The sequence below is a fragment of the Clostridium sp. KNHs205 genome, assembly GCF_000702945.1.
Lineage (GTDB): Bacteria > Bacillota > Clostridia > Lachnospirales > Lachnospiraceae > Anaerocolumna.
Genome location: NZ_JNLE01000003.1, coordinates 4,514,126 through 4,530,152, shown reverse-complemented (window position 1 = coordinate 4,530,152; position 16,027 = coordinate 4,514,126). Strand labels below are relative to the sequence as shown.

General features: G+C 39.0%; 13 protein-coding genes. 11 read left to right on the top strand and 2 right to left on the bottom strand.

Annotated features, from left to right (window positions below):
- Nucleotides 1–22 precede the first annotated feature (22 nt).
- Nucleotides 23–235 (bottom strand): hypothetical protein, encoded by a 213-nt coding sequence (locus BR73_RS0118845; RefSeq protein WP_033166805.1) that lies wholly within the window; start codon nucleotides 233–235, stop codon nucleotides 23–25.
- Nucleotides 236–636: 401 nt separating this feature from the next.
- Between BR73_RS0118845 and alaS the strand changes: the two genes are divergently transcribed.
- From alaS to BR73_RS27620, 11 genes are all read left to right on the top strand, one after another.
- The gene (alaS, locus tag BR73_RS0118835) at nucleotides 637–3,243 is read left to right on the top strand and encodes an alanine--tRNA ligase (RefSeq protein WP_347463473.1); all 2,607 of its coding nucleotides are present in this window, start codon (nucleotides 637–639) and stop codon (nucleotides 3,241–3,243) included.
- A 781-nt stretch (nucleotides 3,244–4,024) separates the two neighbouring features.
- Nucleotides 4,025–5,518, top strand: a complete 1,494-nt coding sequence (locus BR73_RS0118825; protein ID WP_033166801.1) for a methyl-accepting chemotaxis protein — start codon at nucleotides 4,025–4,027, stop codon at nucleotides 5,516–5,518.
- 243 nt (nucleotides 5,519–5,761) lie between these two features.
- Nucleotides 5,762–5,938, top strand: a complete 177-nt coding sequence (rpsU, locus tag BR73_RS0118820) for a 30S ribosomal protein S21 (protein ID WP_033166800.1) — start codon at nucleotides 5,762–5,764, stop codon at nucleotides 5,936–5,938.
- A gap of 550 nt (nucleotides 5,939–6,488) precedes the next feature.
- A complete protein-coding gene (gene yqfC / locus BR73_RS0118815; protein ID WP_081848712.1) occupies nucleotides 6,489–6,869 on the top strand; it encodes a sporulation protein YqfC in 381 nt (126 codons plus the stop codon).
- 97 nt (nucleotides 6,870–6,966) lie between these two features.
- The gene (gene yqfD, locus BR73_RS0118810) at nucleotides 6,967–8,208 is read left to right on the top strand and encodes a sporulation protein YqfD (RefSeq protein ID WP_033166799.1); all 1,242 of its coding nucleotides are present in this window, start codon (nucleotides 6,967–6,969) and stop codon (nucleotides 8,206–8,208) included.
- Nucleotides 8,183–9,241 carry a PhoH family protein gene (locus tag BR73_RS0118805; RefSeq protein ID WP_051685319.1) on the top strand — a complete coding sequence of 353 codons (1,059 nt, stop codon included), beginning with the start codon at nucleotides 8,183–8,185 and terminating at the stop codon, nucleotides 9,239–9,241. Before yqfD ends, BR73_RS0118805 begins: the two co-directional genes overlap by 26 nt.
- 34 nt (nucleotides 9,242–9,275) lie before the next feature.
- Nucleotides 9,276–10,514, top strand: a complete 1,239-nt coding sequence (locus BR73_RS0118800) for an HDIG domain-containing metalloprotein (protein WP_033166798.1) — start codon at nucleotides 9,276–9,278, stop codon at nucleotides 10,512–10,514.
- Nucleotides 10,498–11,004, top strand: a complete 507-nt coding sequence (gene ybeY, locus BR73_RS0118795) for an rRNA maturation RNase YbeY (RefSeq protein WP_033166797.1) — start codon at nucleotides 10,498–10,500, stop codon at nucleotides 11,002–11,004. Before BR73_RS0118800 ends, ybeY begins: the two co-directional genes overlap by 17 nt.
- Complete coding sequence (locus tag BR73_RS0118790) at nucleotides 11,001–12,089, top strand: DUF3048 domain-containing protein (RefSeq protein WP_051685318.1); 1,089 nt, start codon at nucleotides 11,001–11,003, stop codon at nucleotides 12,087–12,089. The genes ybeY and BR73_RS0118790 overlap by 4 nt, the downstream gene beginning before the upstream one ends.
- Before the next feature lie 50 nt (nucleotides 12,090–12,139).
- Nucleotides 12,140–13,804 carry a polysaccharide biosynthesis protein gene (locus tag BR73_RS0118785; protein ID WP_033166796.1) on the top strand — a complete coding sequence of 555 codons (1,665 nt, stop codon included), beginning with the start codon at nucleotides 12,140–12,142 and terminating at the stop codon, nucleotides 13,802–13,804.
- Nucleotides 13,805–13,872: 68 nt separating this feature from the next.
- Nucleotides 13,873–14,586, top strand: a complete 714-nt coding sequence (locus BR73_RS27620) for a BofC C-terminal domain-containing protein (RefSeq protein ID WP_051685317.1) — start codon at nucleotides 13,873–13,875, stop codon at nucleotides 14,584–14,586.
- Here the strand turns inward: BR73_RS27620 and BR73_RS29815 are convergent.
- Nucleotides 14,583–16,010: a collagen-like protein gene (locus BR73_RS29815; protein WP_051685316.1), complete on the bottom strand. Its 1,428-nt coding sequence runs from the start codon at nucleotides 16,008–16,010 to the stop codon at nucleotides 14,583–14,585. The genes BR73_RS27620 and BR73_RS29815 overlap by 4 nt on opposite strands.
- Nucleotides 16,011–16,027 lie beyond the last annotated feature (17 nt).

Below are 16,027 nucleotides of genomic sequence, written 5' to 3'. Positions count from 1 at the left end.
TTAAGCAGCATTAACAGCTGTTTTAAGCCATGGGTTTTTTATTACTATTTTTCAGTTGTCTATGGGTTAAAAATAAGTTGTAAAGTGCAATAAGAAGAGCGATTACTACAATAAGAGAAGCACTTATGGTGAGATTGGCAGTTATAAAGTCAGTGAAATAGTTTATCCCCACCAGTAGAATTCCAAGGATACAAAGAAACATACCTGTACGTGTAAAAATAAGAGCTTTTTTCATTATAAACCCAGCCTTTCGCAGCTTAATGCCATTGATTCAATATTGAAATTGACTATTCCAAATAAATACACATATATAAAGAATACCATTATATGGAATGAAATGCAAATGATTTCATATTCTGAGGCTCCGCTTATGCTGTTTGTTAAAAAAGCTGTAATTGAATAACAGTAGTATCTGTATCGCTGAATCAGCCTTTTTGATTTTATTGACAAAGAACTAATATCTGCTTATAATAAGTTACTAGTGGACTTATATATGTTGGATTATGTTTATTTTTCGGAATAAACTAAAACTTGACTTATATAGCAATATGATAAAACATAAATGAAATAAGAACCATTATTTATACACAGGAGGCAAATAGTGTGAAGGCTTACGGAGTAAATGAACTGAGAAAGATGTTCCTGGACTTTTTTGAAAGCAAAGGTCATCTAAAAATGGACAGCTTTTCTTTGGTTCCCCAGAATGACAAAAGTTTATTATTAATCAATTCAGGTATGGCACCTTTAAAACCATATTTTACAGGTCAGGAGTTACCGCCAAGAAACCGTGTAACCACCTGCCAGAAATGTATTCGTACCGGTGATATAGAGAATGTAGGTAAAACTGCAAGACATGGTACATTTTTTGAAATGTTAGGAAACTTCTCTTTTGGCGATTATTTTAAAACAGAAGCTATTCATTGGTCCTGGGAGTTCTTAACAGAGGTTGTTGGTATTGATCCTGACAGATTATATCCTTCCGTATATGAAGAAGATGATGAAGCTTTTGAAATTTGGAATAAAGAAATTGGTATTGCACCGGAGAGAATATTCCGTTTCGGTAAGAAAGATAATTTCTGGGAGCATGGTGCTGGCCCTTGTGGTCCCTGTTCTGAGATTTATTATGACCGCGGTGAGAAATATGGATGCCATAGTGCAGATTGTACGGTAGGCTGTGATTGTGACCGTTATATTGAAGTATGGAATAATGTATTTACTCAGTTTGAGAGTGATGGTAACGGTAAATATACAGAGCTGGTTCAGAAAAATATTGATACCGGTATGGGACTTGAAAGACTTGCAACAGTAACACAGGATGTAGATTCCATATTTGATGTAGATACGATTAAAGCCCTTCGCGATAAGGTATGTGAAGTAGCAGGTGTTACTTATAAGAAAGACCCTAAGACAGATATATCCATTCGTCTGATTACCGATCATATTCGTTCTGTGACTTTTATGATCTCTGATGGTATTATACCTTCTAATGAAGGCAGAGGCTACGTTCTTCGCAGACTTTTAAGACGTGCGGCACGCCATGGAAGGCTTCTTGGTATCAAGGACCGTTTCCTTGCAACCTTGAGCACTACTGTAATTACTGAATCCAAAGACGGTTATCCGGAATTGGAGGAGAAAAAAGACTATATCTTAAAGCTTCTTACCATTGAAGAAGATAACTTTAATAAAACCATTGATCAGGGACTTAAACTTCTTTCAGATCTGGAAGAAGGCCTTGTAAAGGACAAGAAGAATATTCTTTCCGGAGAGGATGCCTTCAAACTCTATGATACCTATGGATTCCCTCTTGACTTAACAAAGGAAATCCTTGAAGAAAAGGGTTTTGCAATCGATGAAGAAGGTTTTGCAGCAGCGATGAATGTCCAGAGAGAAACTGCCAGAAGTGCCCGTGCTGTTACAAATTACATGGGAGCTGATGAGACCGTTTATTTACAGTTAAATCCCGGACTTACTTCAGCTTTTGTGGGATATGAGAAGGATGAAGCAGATTCCACAATTAATGCCCTTACAACCGAAACAGAGGTTGTTACAGAGCTGGTAGCAGGTCAGAGAGGTACAATCTTTACAGCGGAAACTCCTTTTTATGCAACCAGTGGCGGTCAGGCAGCAGATGCCGGGCTTATTACAACTGCCGATGCAGAATTTGAAGTAGAAGATACCATCAAACTTCAGGGCGGTAAAATCGGTCATGTAGGTGTTGTAACAAAAGGTATGTTTAAAGTGAATGAAACCGTTCACCTTGCTATCAGTAAGGATAAGAGAGGTGATACCAGAAAGAACCACAGTGCTACACACTTACTTCAGAAGGCACTTCGTCTTGTACTTGGCTCCCACGTTGAGCAGGCTGGTTCCTTTGTAAATGAAGAGAGACTGCGCTTTGACTTTACGCATTTTTCTGCTCTTACAAAAGAAGAAATCAGTAAAGTAGAAGCTTTGGTAAATGAACAGATACAATCTGCCTTGCCTGTAAATACCAATATTATGACCATAGAAGAAGCTAAGAAGACCGGAGCTATGGCGTTGTTCGGTGAAAAATACGGGGACAGTGTAAGAGTCGTAACCATGGGTGAGTTCAGCAAAGAGCTTTGCGGTGGTACCCATGTTGCCAATACCAGTTCTATCCTTATTTTTAAAATTATCTCAGAAACAGGAGTTGCTGCCGGTGTAAGACGTATTGAAGCTCTTACCGGTAAAGGCGTATTCAATTTCTATGAAGAGCTTGAAAGTGAGCTTATTAAAGCTTCCAGAACAGCCAAGACAGAACCTGCACAGCTTTCAGCCAAAATTGAAGGTCTTCAGGAGGAAATTAAGGCACTGCAGTCTGAAAATGAGAAGTTAAAGAATAAACTTGCCAAAGATGCGCTGGGAGATGTTATGAATCAGGTAAAAGAAGTAAGTGGTGTGAAACTTCTTGCTGCCAGAGTGGAGGGTGTTGATGTCAACAACCTTAGAAATCTTGGTGACCAGTTAAAAGATAAATTAGGTGAAGGCGTGATAATTCTGGCTTCCCCTGTGGAGGATAAAGTTAACCTTATTGTTATGGTTACAGATACAGCTATTGCAAAAGGTGCTCATGCAGGTAATCTTATCAAAGAGCTTGCTGTACTCGTAGGCGGAGGCGGCGGCGGTCGTCCAAATCTTGCACAGGCCGGCGGAAAAAATCCAGCAGGTATTGACGCATTGATTGAAGCAGCGCCTAAGGTGCTTGGAAAACAGATACAATAGAAATAATGGCTTTGTCTGGGGAGATTCTGAACCGGACAAGGCCATTTTTTATGGGAAAGGGTTTGAAGGTCAAAAGTAAGTTTTTCGCAAGGGGACGGCGAATGGCACAAAGCAGAAAGAACTCATGCTTCAATTCCAAGGTATAAGAAGTCCGGACCTCTAATACCTTTCCATAGGCGCATTCGTTCTTTCTGCTTTGTGCCATTCGCCTGACTTCATTGAGAAGAGAGGCTTTTTATACTTGATTTGTTATTGGAAAATGCTTCTGGTTATTGTCACTATAATGATATAACATTAGCACAAGAGTTTTTGTTTTTGTAAGTGGGGATTTTTAACGAAAGCTTATCTTATGCTATCGTTATACGCAACAGACAATAAGAGTTATTACACAGCAGACAGTAAGAGTATTACGCAGCAGACAGTAAGAGTTATTACGCAGCAGTCAGCAAGAGTATTACGCAGCTGGACAATAAGAGTATTACGTAGCAGACAGTAAGAGTATTACGCAGCAGATATTAAGAGTGTTACACAACTGACAGAATGAGTTTCATAACTGATAAAAAGAGCGTTACACAGCTGACATTAAGGTTGTTGCTTTGCTGCATTAAGAGGTGGTTGACAAAGATATAAATTTACAATAATATTTTATTTGGGACAGAAAGCATTCTATAGGAGAAAAAAATTACATACTGTCCGTTTTACGGAGGATATGAGTGAAAGATTGGCACTTTCACTCCCTTGATTTTGTACACACGATAAAATACGCAGATGGGAGTATAAAGTGAAAGTAGATTATAATATCAAGAGGGTCAACAAGTTTAATGTATTGCTAATATGGGGATTGTCTACAATACTGACGGGACAGGCTTTTGTTTCAGTGGGAACAGATTATGGTATTAAGGTACTTATTGCTACCTATGCGGCAGTTGTATTTTCCACTTTGATTGGGTTTATCAGCAACAGATTACCGGTTATGGAGAATGTCTGCGGTGTTTTGATTCCTTTCTCCGTTGTTTTGTCAGCCAGCTTTCTTTGCCATATAATGGACGGGGCAATAACCATGAGAGTGTTCCTTATATATACCGGAACTTTTGCAATGGCAACTTTATATTTCAAGAGATCGGTACTTCTTTCCTTCGGGGGATTATTTAATATATTTATTATAACATTTTTTATCTTTGATCCACAGGGGTTATTAGGTGATTCCCATTCGATAACAGAATTTATTACAAGAATTTTTTGCTTGAATTTAATGATGTTTATATTTTTCTTTCTTACAAAATGGGGCGGCGGTTATATTGATTCGGCTCTGTTAAAAGAAAAGGAAGCTCTTTTGATGGCAAAAAGACTGGAGGAAACCCTATCTGTCATTGAGAAAAATACACAGCAGTTGGATGATTCCGTTGCCAAGGCATACAAACATATGCAATCCATTGAAATGGTCAGCGGTCAAACAACCCAGGTAGTAGATAAAATAGCGGATGGGGTGTCAAAAGAAGCGGAGAGTACCAGCAATATAGCAGGAAAGGCAGCTGTTGCTACAGCAGTTGTAAAAGAAACAAAAGAAATATCCCTAAGAGCAATGAACTATTCCTGTGAAATGAAGGATATCATACGTAAAAATTCTGAGGGTATTGATGAAATGCTTCAGAATATGCAGACTGTTGAAAATGCAGTAGGTACTGCTATGGGTACCGTTGTAGATCTGCAGACCAGTATGGAGCAGATTAATCAGTTTATGTCAAATATCACAGCGATTGCCAGACAAACGAACCTTCTTGCCTTGAATGCAGCCATTGAGGCTGCCAGAGCAGGGGACGCTGGTAAAGGTTTTGCAGTTGTAGCAGAGGAGGTTAGAGACCTTGCTGAAATGAGTTCGACTACAGTAAAAGAAGTGCTGCTGGTAGTCGACAAGCTGACTGAAGCAGCGGTTCAGACATATGATAAAGTACTTGATGGTAAAGAAGCTGTAACCGCAGGTACAGATAAGATTGTTGAAGTAAAAGAGCGCTTTGATGTACTTGAGGAAAATTCCATGAATATAAATAATGAAATAACAGAGCAGGATATTAAAATTACAGAGATTAATAATACCTTTGCATCTATTTTATTAGAACTGGAAAATATATCATCACTATCGGCAGACCATGCTGCATCTACAGAAGAGATACTTGCATCTATGGAAGAACAGAATCAAAGTATTCGAATAACCAATGAAGAAATGTCTGCTATGAGTGAATTGAGTGAGAATCTTCGCAATCAATTAAAGAAGTGATTAAACAGATTAAAGGAATAAAATTTAATCGAAAAGTGTTGTAAACACTGGTATTATAAGATATTACATAAGCACAGCAGGACGGTAAAGTGTTAGTCACAGCGAAAGTAATTGTTCGAATATTAAAAAATATATTGACAAAACATTAAGTAACCAATATAATTATCCTAGTGCTATTCAAAAATATACCCAAACAGTTGTATAGGCACAATACACAACTGGAGGGAGGTTAGGTGTGAGACTATGTCAAATGTTATTGTAAAAGATAATGAGACTTTAGATAGTGCTCTACGTAGATTCAAGAGAAACTGTGCGAAGGCAGGCATTCAGCAGGAAATCCGTAAAAGAGAGCATTATGAGAAGCCGAGCGTAAGACGTAAGAAGAAGTCAGAAGCTGCTCGTAAGCGTAAATTCAAATAAGTAGAATATCTAGTAGATTTATCTGCTTAAATAACCCTTGAACAGGAGTTCAGGGGTTTTTATTTTGTCCAAAAACTTTAATCATTTTATCATAAGCAGCAGACATGCATAGCAGCAAAGAAGCTGTCTTTTATCAGAAATATGAAAAGCAAACGCTATAAGTTATATGCTTAGCAAAAAAGAAGCTGCTTTTTATCAGAAATATGAAAAGCAAACTCTGTAAGTTATATGCACGGCTGCAAAGGCGCTACCTTTTATCAGAAATATGAAAAGCAAACTCTGTAAGTTATATGCACGGCTGCAAAAGGCGCTGCCTTTTATCAGAAATATGAAAAGCAAACCCTGTAAGTTATATGCACGGCTGCAAAAGGCGCTGCCTTTTATCAGAAATAAAAAAAGCAATTTCTGATAGGTTATATATACGGCTGTAAAAGGCGCTGCCTTTTATCAGAAATTAAAAAGCAATTTCTGATAAGTTATATTATACGTATATCTCTGCCATTTTACCCATATATTCTATCATAATCCAGAATAATATGGAGTCTTTGAGATGCAGCATAAATTCAAATCAAAGCATGATAAAAACAAAGAGAGCTTAAATAAAGAGCTTTACAGCCATATAAATAAAAGTAAGAAGAAAGAAGAAGCAGAAAGGAGAACTTTCCTTGAGTCGGTTTCTGAAAGGTTGAAACTGCCTTCTGATATTCTCGCGGGTGCCCCTATAGTAACTGCTATGGGAAGAAGCGAGGTATGTATCGAGAATTATAAAGGCATACTTGAATATAATGATAAGCTGATCAAGATTCTGTCCAAAGTTGGTACCATTCGTATTGAAGGTAAGAATTTGAATATTTCATATTTTACAAATGACGAAATGCGTATAACCGGACTGGTATCCGCCATAACATATATAACACAGAAAGACTCCTAGTACATAACCTTTAAGTAGAAGCAGTCTATGAAACCAGAAGGGAAACATAAACTGTGTAAAAATGAAAAGATGTAATAACAATATCGGAGGGTGTCAGATGGTATTATTGTTTATTCGTTGGCTGCAGGGATATCTGTTGATACGGTTAAAGGGTATGTCTACGGAACGTTTTATAAATCTTTGCAGTAATCGTTTTATTTTCTTGTGGGATCTTAAGGTTACAGATAATGAGTATGAATTTAAAATCAGACTGAAAGATTATTATAAGCTGAAACCTTTTGCCAGAAAAACAGGTACACTTCCCTATATACGAAAAAGATATGGTCTGCCTTTTATCATACATACTTATAGAAAAAGAAGCGGATATGTAGCTGGTTTTCTTCTTTTTGCAGTTATACTATACATATTATCCCTGTTTATTTGGGATATTAATGTTTCGGGTGGATATACCTATACGCAGGAAGCGATGGTTAAATTCCTAAAGAACAATGAGATATACCCGGGACTTCAAAAAAAGCATATTAACAGTCAGGCAATTGAAGATCTTATAAGGCACAGCTATAATGACATAGGCTGGGTATCTGCAGAAATAAAAGGTACAAGGCTGATTATTAAGATCACTGAGACAAATATGCCGGCACCCGCTGTAACAGCTACAGAGAACTGCCATATCGTCGCCTCTAAGGATTGCATTATATCTCAGATAGTCACTCGAACCGGAGATCCTTTGGTGGGTATTGGAGATGTAGTAAAAAAAGGTGATATAATTGTATCCGGAGTGGTTAATATTATAGGTGATAATGAAACCCTGGTTCGAAAAGAACCGGTTATAGCAGATGCTGATATTATCGGTAAGACCTTTTATGAATATAATGACAAATTTTCCCTTAATTATATTGATAAGATTTATACTGGCAGTGAGAAGAAGTCCTATAGTTTATCATTTTTCCTGAAAAAAATAAATTTATACAGACCTAGAATTCCCTATGACAAGTATGATATAATTGGGAATGAGTTTACGCTTCATTTAAATGATGAATTCTATCTTCCTGTTTCACTGACAGCAAACCGTTACCTGGCATATAATGAAGAAAAGAAAAAATACACAGAAGCGGAAGCAAAAGCATTAGCAGAATTAAAATTAAAAAGATTTATAAAGAAATTAGAAGAAAATAATGTTATAATACTGGAAAATAATGTTGAAATAGCCGTGAAAGGGAATGTCTGTACAGCAAATGGCAAACTTGTGGTATTAGAATCCGTGAAAGATTTTAAAGCTATTGATGACAGTGAGTGGAGGATTATTGATACGGATGAGTCTGATAGAAACGATAATTGATGTGCCTCTTGAGCATGAAAAAAATGTATTCGGCCAGTTCGATGCCTATGTAAAGATGATTGAAAGAACTCTTAGTGTAACTATTATAGTCCGTGACAGCGAGATTAAACTAATCGGAGAAAATGATAATGTAGCCAAAGCAAAAAGTGTTTTTATGAATCTGCTGGAATTATCCAAGAGAGGGAATATTATAACAGAACAAAATGTCAGTTATGCCCTGTCCCTTAGTCAGGATAACAAAGAAGCAGCTATAGTAGAGATTGATCAGGATCTTATTTGCCATACCATATCCGGTAAACCGATAAAACCAAAAACCTTGGGACAGAAGGCATATGTTGATCTTATCAGAAAGAAAATGATCACTTTCGGAGTGGGTCCTGCAGGTACCGGTAAGACCTACCTTGCAATGGCAATGGCGGTAACTGCTTTTAAGAATGACGATGTAAGTAAAATCATTCTTACCAGACCGGCAATTGAAGCAGGAGAGAAATTAGGCTTCCTTCCAGGAGATTTGCAGAGTAAGGTTGACCCTTACCTGAGGCCTCTTTATGATGCGCTGTATCAGATTATGGGAGCAGAAGGATATCTTAAGAATACAGAAAAAGGGTTAATAGAAGTTGCCCCTCTGGCATATATGAGAGGGCGAACCTTAGAAAATGCCTTTATTATTCTGGATGAAGCTCAGAATACCACACCGGCACAGATGAAGATGTTCTTAACCCGTATAGGCTTTGGTTCCAAAGTCGTAATAACCGGCGACTTATCCCAGAAGGATCTGCCTACCGGAACCCAGTCCGGATTAGATGTAGCACTAAAGGTGTTAAATAAGATTGATGACATTGGTTTTGCTTATTTAAGCGGGCAGGATGTCGTAAGGCATCCTCTTGTGCAGAAAATTGTTATGGCATATGAGAGCTATGAAAGTAAAATAAATAAAACTGAGCTGAAAAGTGAAAAATATGCAAAGAGAGGACCGAAAGGGACCCTTGCCAGAAATACAGAAAAGCCATACCGAAGAAAAAGACAGAGCTAATACTGCCGGACAAAGCAGGTGAATAGGTGAAGATATGACATCTGATAAGAAACGAAGTAACGGTAAACATGATGGAATGCCAATATATCTGATGGCAGCTATAGTTGCTATAGCAGCACTATCAGTGGCATTTCATATTCATGTACCGCTCATAAGCATTGTTAGAGGAAGTATTTATGCAGTTCTTATTGTAATACTGCTTATCTTGTATATAGACAGTATCAAAGAGAAAGACAGATACAGTTCCCGCATTTCAGAAATTTTTATAGGAACTGTTATGGTATCGCTGCCTGGAATAGTATTTTTAAGGACAGATTTCATGCCTCTTTTGTTAACTGGTGTAGTATTTACCACAGTATTATTAAAGAAAGAAGCAGGCATTTTTTATACCATTGTTCAATTTCTATTCCTGTATGGAGCCAGTCTGGCCTCCTTGGAAGACAGTATTTTTTTGCTGGTAACAGGTATTCTGATCAGCCTGTTGACGGTGTACAGGGTTAACTTCATACAGCTTATCTATAAAGTAGCTCTGGTTTTATCCTTTGATGTTATCATGCTTTTGATAAATTGTAATTTTGTTGTGAAGGATTTGTTAAACCTGCACAGCTTACTAACACTGAGTTCTGTTTTGGCAGCCATTGCCCTTGGTGAAACAATGGGATTCATTTATCTGAAAAGATTAAATGAGGCGGCAAGCCAGGATAAAACCGTAAGTAAGAAACCTACAGTTGAAGAGATAATAAAAGAGGACTTTGTTCTCTGCAGAATGTTAAAGGAGTCGGACAAGCTTTATGAACACTCCAGTCAGATAGCTGTAATATCAGAGCAGGCAGCGGCTGTAGCGGGCTTGGATAAGAGGATAGCCAAAGCAGGCGGGCTGTATCATGAAATTGGAAAGCTTAAGGGTAAGGATTATGTGGCAGAAGGGTTAGCTTTAGCAAAGACCTATCAGCTTCCTGAAGCTGTTACCAATATCATAGCCTCACATAACCTGAAAACAGACAGGCCCACATCACCGGAAGGGGCATTGGTAATGTTTACGGTAAGCCTGGTGGCAGCGAAGGAATATTTCCTTACAGATAAAAAAGAGGAACAGACAAAAGAAGAGCTGGCTGAGCTTATGGAGAAATTTACAAGCAACTTATTTACCATGCGGCTGGAGAAGGAAAGCTTGATGAATTCAGGATTAACAGTGAAGCAGTACATACAGCTGAAGAAGTTCTTTCTGAACTATTTTACACAGAAGGAGGCACCAATTGACACTGAATATTGAATATGAAACAGAGATCAAATTAGAAATAGATTATGAAACCATTATTTCAAAAGTAGTGGATATGGCAATGGATACAGAGGATTGTCCCTATGAAGCTGAACTAAATGTTATTCTGACCGATAATGAGGAAATAAAAAATATAAATAAAAGCTATAGAGAGGTAGATGCTCCTACGGATGTCTTATCATTTCCCATGGTCGATTATGAAACACCGGCGGACTTTTCTCATCTGGAAGACAATTCTGACGATTATTTCAACCCGGAAACCGGTGAACTGCTCTTAGGAGATATCATAGTTTCTGTTGAAAAGGTTACGGCACAGGCTCAGGAATATGGACATTCCAAGGAAAGAGAGCTGGGCTTTCTGATTGCCCACAGTATGCTTCATTTGTTCGGTTATGATCATATGGAGGAAGAAGAGCGCAGGATAATGGAAGAGAAACAGCGTATAATACTTGATAAGCTGGGAATTACGAGGGAAATGCTATGAGAAAATTTTTGCTATTGGCAGTACTGGCAGTGGTCTTGATTGCGGGCTGCAGTAAGAAGGATAAAGGTGATTCAGAGATAACTCCAACTCCTGCTCCAACAGAAGCTGCTACGGATACCCCTTCTCCTACGGCAACTCCAACAGAAGCTGTGGAAAATCATGACGGTGAGATGAAGAGTCTGCTTACGGGCTTATGGGTGCCGGAGGAGGTTGGTAAATTAAGACCTTATGCGGTAATGTTAAATAATATTGAATATGCATCCCCGCAAAGCGGAACAGAAGAAGCTTCTATTCTTTATGAAGCTCTGGCTGAGGGCGGTATTACAAGGTTAATGGGGATATATGAGGAACTAAATGAAAAGAGAATCGGTTCTGTCCGCAGTGCAAGACATTACTTTGTAAGTGTGGCAGATGAATATAATGCGATCTATGTACACTACGGCGAAACAACTTATGCTACGAAAAAGATCAAAGAGTTGGGTATTGATAATTTAAGTGGTTTAACAGGTATCGGAGAAACCGTATTCTACAGAGATACTTCTATAAAAGCCCCTCACAATGCCTTTGCCTCAAAAGAAGGTATCTTAAAAGGAACTGCTGCAAAAGGTTATAGGACAGAATACAGTTCAGATTACGAAGGCCATTTTAAATTCTATGAGAAAGATACAGATTTAGTAAACGGCGAGGAGATTAATAAGGTGGAGCTTGGTTTTTCCAGCCTTTCCATACCTTATCTCACTTATGACAAAGAATCAAAGAGTTATTTACGATTCCAGTTTGATAAAGCTCATATTGATAAGAACACAGGCAAGCAGCTTGCCTATAAGAATATTATCGTACAGCTTGTAAAGGAATGGAATAAAGATAAAAACGGATATCAGACCATGGATATTGAAAATGCTGAAGGTAAAGGTTATTATATTACAAATGGACAAGCCGTGGATATAACCTGGAAGAAAAATGAGAGTACCAAGAAGATGAGGTATTATGACAAAGCAGGAGAAGAGCTTACCATAAATCCCGGTAAAACCTATATAGCATTGTTTCCTGTAGACAGGGAAGACCATATAAATATGCTGAAGTAATTGAAAAAGCTTGGCTTATTTAGAAATAAATTGAAAGGTTTTAAATTGAAATGGAATCAAATAATGGTGCTTACCAAGGAACAAAGCGTAAACAAGAAAGCAAAAGCAGCAACTTTTTAGTTCAGGGGAGTATTCTGGCAGCTACCTCACTGATTGCCAGAATTATAGGAGTAGTCTACCGGATACCGTTAACCAACCTAATCGGGGATGAAGGAATGGGGTATTATGGATATGCATTTAATATCTATAATATTGCACTTATATTATCATCCTACAGCCTTCCGCTGGCAGTATCCAAGCTGGTAGCAGCCAGAGATGCAAAGAAACAGTATCGCAATTCCTATATGGTGTTTATGTGCTCCTTAGGTTTTGCAATAGCAGCAGGAACCTTGTTCTCCCTGATAATTTATTTTGGTGCTGATTTTCTGGCAGGAACCTTCTTTAATCTGCCGGCGGTGGCTATACCTTTAAAGGTACTGGCACCTACCATACTGGTGTTTGCCATCATGGGTGTTTTAAGAGGATTCTTTCAAGGGAAGAAAACAATGCTGCCAACCTCGTTTTCACAGATTGTTGAGCAGATCGTAAATGCTGTAATAAGTGTTGCAGCTGCTGCATATTTGATGCATAGTCACAGTGCTTCACAGAAAATAGCAGCCTATGGAGCAGCAGGCGGTACCCTCGGTACATTAATTGGTGCCATTGTTTCCCTTTTATTCCTGGCATTTATATTTGCATTATATAAGCCTATTGTTGATAAGCAATTAAGAAGGGATATAGGAGCTTCAAAAGAAACGGTGAAAGAAATATTTGGAGCTTTGGGAATTACTGTATTGCCGGTTATATTAAGTCAGACCGTATATCAGATCAGTTCTCTTCTGGATGGTTCTGTATTTTCCTATGTACTGGACGGAAAAGGGTTTAATGATATTCAGCGTTCTGAACTATGGGGCATCTATTCCAATAAGTACAATATGCTTATTAATGTTCCCATATCCATAGCAACTGCCATGGCAGCAGCTATTGTTCCAAGCATCGTAACCTCCAGAGAAGAAGGAGCTAATCTGGTAGTGAAGGAAAAGGTTCACGATACCTTAAAATTTAATATGTTAATTGCAATACCAAGTGCTTTCGGTTTAGCGGCTTTGGCGTCACCTATCCTTAGATTATTGTTAAAGGATGCCAACCTGCTTCCCGCAAGAATGCTTACCATAGGTTCCATTGCGGTTGTTTTTTATGCCTTTTCTACACTTACCAATGCGGTTCTGCAAGGAATCAATAGAATGAGGCTTCCTGTTATTCATTCTGTCATAGCTTTAGGTATACATATTATCGTTCTGTATTTACTGCTGCAGTTTACCGGACTGGGTGCTTATGCACTGGTAATCAGTAATATTGTATTTGCCTTAGTCGTCAGTATTTTAAATTGGATTTCGGTAGCTAGACTGTTAAGCTATAAACAGGAGATTAAGAAGACTTTTATTATTCCTACAGGCTGTTCGATCTTCATGGCAGGAGTTGCCTATCTGGTATACTGGGTTAGTTATAATACTGTTAAGAGCAATACCATCAGCACTCTGCTGGCTATTATATTTGCGGTAATTGTTTACGGTGTGCTTCTGCTTGTATTTAAAGCAGTAACAGAAACTGAACTCGTTAAGATGCCTATGGGAAGAACATTGGCACGGATTGCAGTAAAGCTTCATCTTTTATAGTCCAATCCTTTTGCAACATGTATAAACCTGTTTTTACGGTGAATACTTATTGCAAAGGAGTGATATCAGTGAGATATAAAAAAGCAGTTACCTATTTCCTGACTTTTTCAGCTATAGCGTGCATGTTTACTGCCACCTATTATTTCAGCTATAAACAAGCTTTAAGAGACTTTAACGAAAGTTCGGTAGAACGCAATAATGATTTGATTAAAGAACTGGAGAAGCAGGGATATTTGACAAATACTGTGAAACAGGGCGATACAAAAACAAATGATCAAGGAGCTTCAAGTGATACAGAGGATGGGCAGGAGGATGCCGAAGCAGCCAGTGCAATAGCGGATACAGTCTTACCTTCTACCCAGTATACTTTGCAGACCTATGATATGAAATCAGGGCAGCTTAGTGAAGAAGAGCTTCCCACACCAAGTTATCTGATTGGTCTTACGAGAGACGAGGTTGTTACTTACTTAACAGATTATCAGGCGGATTTATCATTAAATGAATTTGAAAAAGGGTTGATATCTTTTGAACTGATATCCTTTTCAAAAGATTCGATTATTCTCCGTAAAACGTACAATTCGGATTCCGTAGAGTACAAATATTACTTAAAGGCAGTTAATGGATATATTGTAGCCTATTACGGTGACCAGAAGACAGTGTACGATTATACTGGTGTGGCTGTTGAAAATCTTCCCCTGGAGGACAGGCTTCATCTGGAAAAGGGTATATTTATCAAAGATCTTGATGAATTATATGCTGTATTAGAGAACTATTCAAGCTAATAAGGATGATAATCAGGTTTCTCATCGGTTTGCGTTGAGAGTGCTATTACGGAAAGCGCTGCCTGACCAGTAACAACTGCAGCCGGTGATAAAAGGCTTATGAACAAAGCAGGATTCTCCTGGTATTGATTTGTATTCACAATAAAGTTGCCGGCTGATATCGTTATAGGTGTATTTCCACAAGTGTTAAATGGTTTATAGATTCTGAATATTTCAACTGTCTGGTTATTGCACGTTAAGCAAACGGCGATTTCCAGATTTTTTTTTGCGGTTGTATTCAACCATAGGATGTTAATATTTACAGAGATTGAATAAGAGGCATTGCGTTCTAAAAAGATATAGCAGCCATCTGAAGATATCTTGTTATTACAATTACAGGATTGATAATCCTGTGTCCATATAAAAGGTGCTTTACAATTCCAGGTAAAATCTCTCTGCCGCTCTTTATAAGAGGATAAACAGGTAGTGATATTGCAAATTGGCCCTGGTATACCTTGCGGTCCTCTGGGACCTGTAGCACCAGTATTACCCATTGCTCCTTTTGCTCCTCGTGGCCCGGGAAAACCTGTAGCACCTCTGGCACCAGTAGCTCCGGTGACACCAGCAGGCCCGGTTGCGCCTGTAACTCCTTTGGGTCCGTAAGGCCCCTGGGGACCTGTATCACCTTTGGGGCCGGTAGCTCCAGTGGGTCCGGTAGCCCCCGTGGCTCCGGTAGGACCTATAGGTCCCTGTGGGCCGATTTCGCCTTTAGGGCCAGTAGCTCCAGTAGAGCCGGTAACCCCCGTGGCTCCAGTAGGACCGATAGGGCCTTGTGGACCAATTTCACCTTTAGGGCCGGTAGCCCCAGCTGGTCCGACAGAACCAGTAGCCCCGGTAGAACCGATAGGACCAATAGGACCTTGCGTACCCGTATCGCCTTTAGCCCCAGTAGCTCCGGTAGCCCCAGTAGCCCCGATAGAACCGGTAGCCCCCGTAGGCCTGACAGGCCCTTGTGCTCCGGTAGAGCCTTTAGGTCCTGTAGCTCCAGCTGGTCCAGTTTCACCTTTTATTCCTTTAGGTCCTCTGGGACCGGTGGCACCGGTTTGTCCGGCGGGGCCAGTAGCTCCAGCTGGCCCGGTAGGAGCGATTTCTTCACACATAACATCTAATACCCGCTCCATTTTGTTCTTTAGGAAAATCTGTAGTTGCATTAACACATCAATTAAAGATTCTACACTTTTATTAACGCAAAGAATATCCTCAATAGTGGCACTGTCACCTGTGTTTTTCTGAAGGTCATTTATAACATATTGTATTTTTTCGCCTTCTGCATTAATGATATGGCTCAGTCCTACTTCTTCTAAAGCAATGGAGGCCAGAATCATGGTAAGAGCCTTCTCCCGGGTGATATCAGGACTGATATCCGGAAAATTAGGAATGGACATCTACACCCTCCTTTCTA

Excerpts from the sequence above, each read along its gene's own strand:
- alaS (WP_347463473.1), top strand. The coding sequence starts at position 637 with ATGTTCCTGGACTTTTTTGAAAGCAAAGGTCATCTAAAAATGGACAGC.
- BR73_RS0118790 (WP_051685318.1), top strand. The coding sequence starts at position 11,001 with ATGAGAAAATTTTTGCTATTGGCAGTACTGGCAGTGGTCTTGATTGCG.
- BR73_RS0118785 (WP_033166796.1), top strand. The coding sequence starts at position 12,140 with ATGGAATCAAATAATGGTGCTTACCAAGGAACAAAGCGTAAACAAGAA.
- BR73_RS0118805 (WP_051685319.1), top strand. The coding sequence starts at position 8,183 with ATGAGTCTGATAGAAACGATAATTGATGTGCCTCTTGAGCATGAAAAA.
- BR73_RS29815 (WP_051685316.1), bottom strand. The coding sequence starts at position 16,010 with ATGTCCATTCCTAATTTTCCGGATATCAGTCCTGATATCACCCGGGAG.
- BR73_RS0118845 (WP_033166805.1), bottom strand. The coding sequence starts at position 235 with ATGAAAAAAGCTCTTATTTTTACACGTACAGGTATGTTTCTTTGTATC.
- rpsU (WP_033166800.1), top strand. The coding sequence starts at position 5,762 with ATGTCAAATGTTATTGTAAAAGATAATGAGACTTTAGATAGTGCTCTA.
- yqfD (WP_033166799.1), top strand. The coding sequence starts at position 6,967 with ATGGTATTATTGTTTATTCGTTGGCTGCAGGGATATCTGTTGATACGG.
- yqfC (WP_081848712.1), top strand. The coding sequence starts at position 6,489 with ATGCAGCATAAATTCAAATCAAAGCATGATAAAAACAAAGAGAGCTTA.
- BR73_RS0118800 (WP_033166798.1), top strand. The coding sequence starts at position 9,276 with ATGACATCTGATAAGAAACGAAGTAACGGTAAACATGATGGAATGCCA.